The 4,659-nt window shown below is 41.0% G+C and carries 2 protein-coding genes; both read right to left on the bottom strand.

Annotation, left to right across the window (positions count from 1 at the left end; all coding sequences use genetic code 11):
- Nucleotides 1–258: 258 nt before the first annotated feature.
- On the bottom strand, nt 259–1,554 hold the full coding sequence (nagP, locus tag CWB85_RS21555) for an N-acetylglucosamine MFS transporter NagP (RefSeq protein ID WP_016710650.1): 1,296 nt from the start codon (nt 1,552–1,554) through the stop codon (nt 259–261).
- Nucleotides 1,555–1,810: 256 nt separating this feature from the next.
- Complete coding sequence (locus CWB85_RS21550; RefSeq protein WP_138555992.1) at nt 1,811–4,459, bottom strand: family 20 glycosylhydrolase; 2,649 nt, start codon at nt 4,457–4,459, stop codon at nt 1,811–1,813.
- Nucleotides 4,460–4,659 lie beyond the last annotated feature (200 nt).

Genomic DNA, 4,659 nt, shown 5'->3' with positions numbered 1-4,659 from the left:
ATGGCTGAAGCCATTTCCTACTCGGACACCTCGTAGGAGAGCGCTTTAGCGCCGATTAATTGACCCTCGCTAACTTTACGCTAGTCAGCTCGCAAACGGCTTCACTTTCTTCCAGACAAAAAAATGCCACCTTTCGGTGGCATTACACACGGGATTATTTCTACATTATAGAAATTCTTTTCAAAAATTAGGTTCTAGGTTCTACAAACAAAGTTTAACTTTAACCTTGCAACTTTATCCTTTCACCTTGTAGCTTGTCTATTTCCAGCTTTTCATTTTATGCCCTTTAACAGCATAGAAAAGAATGAATAAATAACAAGGTAACATAACGATATAAGCGCCTTGCTGAGCTTCAGCTGAGTCTACACCGCCACTTGCGAGGCCCCAGAATAATGGACCAAACGCGCCACCGGCTATCCCCATTACGAGTAAGCCCGAGCCAACACTGGTTAATTTACCTAAACCAGATAACGCCAGTGGCCAAACTGCTGGCCATACGATTGCATTTGCAAATCCTAGCACAGCTATCATCAATAGTGTATCAGGTAATTGTACTTCTAAGCCTAGAGTCGTAGCTATAACCACTGAGCTTGTATCACTAAATACCACCGCAAGTGTTAAAATACAGCCCAAAATCGCAGATACACTTAAAGCCGCTTGCTGTGAAATTACACGTGGGATAAGTGCTATACCTAAAATATAACCAAGTACCATACATCCCATAGTATAGGAAGTCATTACACTGTACTTTTCAACACCTAGTGATAATGCAAACGTTCCGATGGTATCACCAGCAATGACTTCTACGGCCACGTACACAAACAATGCCACTACACCTAATGCAAGGCTCGGGTGTGCCAGAGCCGCTTTAACTTGGCCTTGCGCACCTTGCTCTTCATCATCGAGTAATTCTGGCAGTGGCATTTTAGTAACGGCAAAACCTAGTACACCAATAAATAAAGCCATGCCTAAATATGGGTAGATAAGACTGTTTGCCATTGAGTCAATTTCAGCTTGTGATAAGTCTTTACCCACAAGACCTGTAAATTCACTTAAAATCAAAGCAGTAAACACGATTGGTGCAATTACGCCTGCACCTTTATTTAATATGCCCATAATGCTTACACGAGCAGCGGCTGATTCTTCAGGCCCAATGCGTACCACATAAGGATTAACAGCAGTTTGTAGTAATGTTTGACCGGCACCCATTACTAATTGCGCGAATAAAAATAGTGCAAAAACTTGAGTTTTAGCTGCAGGAATAAACAGTAGGCCTGCAACCATCATGGTTGCCATACCAATAGCCATACCATTTTTGTAACCGACTTTACGGATGATCATCGCCGATGGTACTGCGGTGAATGTTACCGCAATATAAAATGAGAATAAAATGAGTGATGCTTGAAATGGGGTCAACTGCAATACTTGCTTTAAGTAAGGCATAAGTGAGCCATTCAACCAGGTTGCAAAACCTAGAATAAAGAATAACGTGGCAACTATGGCCATGGGTATAAAATTACTTTGTTTGTTAGTTTTTGACACAGTGACTTCCATAAAACTTCTTCTTGTTGCGAGCTATCGTTATAATTATTTGTTTCAATTAAGCCCTTCGGGACTTAAAACGACGATTAGCGTTGCTGCATTATGTAACACTTAAGCGAGAAATCAATAACACTCTCGCAACAAAAATGACAGCGCTGCCATAAAACTTTACGTTAATTGCCGCCATATTACTAGTAACTATTTACTTTACAATGGCACAAAAAAGGGCCAATTAGGCCCTTTCAAAACAAAAGTTCTTACTAATACATTAATTTATATGAGTAATTCGACTTTTCAGTTGGCTATTTAAACTGCTGCGCAATGCCACTGATTGCTGTTTAGAAACACTGATCGGAGCTGTATACTGCTGCCAAGTTGCGCCATTATCCAAACTATATTCAGTATTTAAATAAGCAAATGGTGTATTTACTTCAAGCTTACCATTGTTGATCACGCCTCCTGGCACGGGTAAATGCAAGTTAACACCCGAGCTTGCCAATTTAGTAAGCTCCTTTAACCCGACCGCAGCTGAAAATTGCGCCCAATCTTTTGCACGACTATTACTATCAACTTGCTCGCCTTCCCATGGCGCTTTGTACCATGCTCGCTCTGCAACCGATAAAATACGCGGGAAGATCATTGCTAATACTTGCTCTTCTGTGCGGATCGTTTCTGACCAAACCTGTCCTTGCATACCAAGAATGTTTTCTGGTTTTTCCAACTTTGGTAATGGTCGACCAACTAACGCTTCTAGGTTGTCGATAGGTTCACGAGTCCGAGTGTAATCAGCATTTGCATAAACATCATCTGGCATGTAGTTAAATGCTTTTTGCGTATCGGTGTAGCGTGTAGCCCAATAATAACCACGCTCTTGCGGGTGCGCTTCATATGGGTGATCAAAGTATAAGTGTGTACCATGAGATAATATCACTTGGTATCCCGCGTTCGCTAAACGATAAGCTCGGTCTGCAACACCCCATTCCCAAATGTTATCCCAGACGTTTGCAGTAAAGGTTTTATTTGGAAATTCATCGCGCTTAAATGGATTTGTGCGGTCATACATTAAACCATCTTCCCATGCGCCTGGTGAAATACCACGTTTTTCCAGCAACTTAGCAACACGCTGTGTAAAGTATGGCTTTAAATCTGCGGGTCCTGCTACACCGTTATTTGGATCAGCAAACATTGCTTGGCAGATTGGTGAGCCAACCCATGAGCCCGCGCCTACTTCATCACCACCAAAGTGTAAATTAGTTAACTGTACACCCGCCTCACGGTACATTTGTTGTAGTTCGTAGGTTACCTTGTCTAAAAAGGCATAAGTTGAGTCCATACACACATTCATTGAATTATCTTTGTAGTTTTGCACCGTCATATACACTGAGGTGTCTTTTGGATCATTCAATAAATATTGCGTTGCCGCACTGATATCAACCTGTTGAATTTCTTTATCTGTTTGCTTTGTATTTACTAAGTTATTTTTAGCGGCTTGTTTAGCTTCATCACTTAGCTTGTGGTAGCGTGCTTCCATTGCTTTTATAGAGGCACGAGCATGACCTGGCCCTTCAATTTCAGGAATAATTTGAATATGACGGTCTTTCGCAAACTTTAATAGCTCAATAAACTCTGCACGGCTTAAATATCCGTTTCCTGAGCCAGACTTAAATGGCCCTGTACCTAACTGTGTTAATAGGCACTCTCTCTCTTCAAGATCAAAGCAACGATATCCACCAACTTCTGTTAGCTCTGGTAAATCAGGAATTTCTAAACGCCAACCTTCATCTTCCGAAAAATGCCAGTGTAGTTTGTTCATTTTATAACGTGCCATTTGCTCAACAAGTTTGAACATAGCGTCTTTGCCGTGATAGTTGCGGCCATTATCGTAATGCATACCACGCCAACTATAACGCGGGCTATCTTCGATCTCTAACTGTGGAACTGTAACGGCCCCCTGGCTATTTGCAGGTAGTAAATTAAGCAAACTTTGCATGGCATAGAACACGCCAGCGTTATCACTACCTACAATTTCAATGCGTTTGTCTTCAATCTCTAACGTGTAGCTCTCTGACTTTCCTGCAGCCAATTGTGGGTTTACTTTTAAGCTGATCAACTTTTCTTTATTGGTTTTAATGTGATCTGGCTGGGCTTTTAATGTAAGTCCGTAATCATCTTGTAAGTCTTGCATAAAGACGATTACTTCGTTTTTTAATTGACCTTGGAAACTAATTTGCCAATTATTATCTAGTGTTGCTGTGCCACGGTTAAACTCTACTTTTTGTGGTTGTGGAATAATCCGTTTCAATGCATCTTCTTTTGAAACTTTGCTACTACTAGCTTGATTGCGTTCAAAACGAATTTCAGGTGTGATCAACACAGTGCGATCTTGCGGTTGATTATAACGACGTAATTGATTTTCGCGCTCAAATGGGGCCACGAACTGACTCATATCTTCGCTGTCGGTATTTGCAAAAATAGCTGGCTTATGATCACCCGATACAAAAAATGCACGGGGCATAAAATCGGTATAAGCAACAATAAAGGCTTGTGCATCAAATTCAAATTCTAAGCTTTTGCCTGCTGCAAGCCCTTTGAATTTTTTTGTAGGTGTAATACGGTGTAAATCACCATTAACATGCTCAATATTTAAACCTGCAACAAGCTCAGTGCTTATTTTACGCACCGAGTGGATATACAGCTGCCAATCGCTCTCCCCTGCAGGAAGTGCTACATCAGACTGGTTGTTTAGTGTAATTTTCCCCAAAAAACCAGCATCTTTATTATGAAAATTATCGACGACGGCAAATGTTAGGGCGGTTTCTTTTGCAAAGTTATTCACTTCAGTTTGCGAAAACTGCGCCTGCGCCAATAACGGCATCATCGCGATCAAACTCGCTAAAGTTCGCTTTTTAAAATCCATTACTCTCTCCTCGTTGTATACCCTAAGATTACGCATTTCCCCCCGCGTAATCTCTTATTATTATTTATTTACTCCTCCCCATCATATAAAAGATAAAATGACAGCGCTATCATTAATTGAAATTAAAGCTATCAGCTATCAGCTATCAGCTATCAGCTATCAGCTATCAGCTATCAGCTATCAGCTATCAGCTATCAGCT

The sequence above is a fragment of the Pseudoalteromonas sp. S1727 genome (assembly GCF_005886375.1).
Taxonomy (GTDB): domain Bacteria; phylum Pseudomonadota; class Gammaproteobacteria; order Enterobacterales; family Alteromonadaceae; genus Pseudoalteromonas; species Pseudoalteromonas haloplanktis.
Note: the sequence above shows the minus strand (reverse complement) of the source record. Positions and strands in the feature narration are given on the sequence as shown.

Bases quoted from the DNA above. Each gene is read 5' to 3' on its own strand.
- nagP (WP_016710650.1), bottom strand. From the start codon at position 1,554: ATGGAAGTCACTGTGTCAAAAACTAACAAACAAAGTAATTTTATACCC.
- CWB85_RS21550 (WP_138555992.1), bottom strand. From the start codon at position 4,459: ATGGATTTTAAAAAGCGAACTTTAGCGAGTTTGATCGCGATGATGCCG.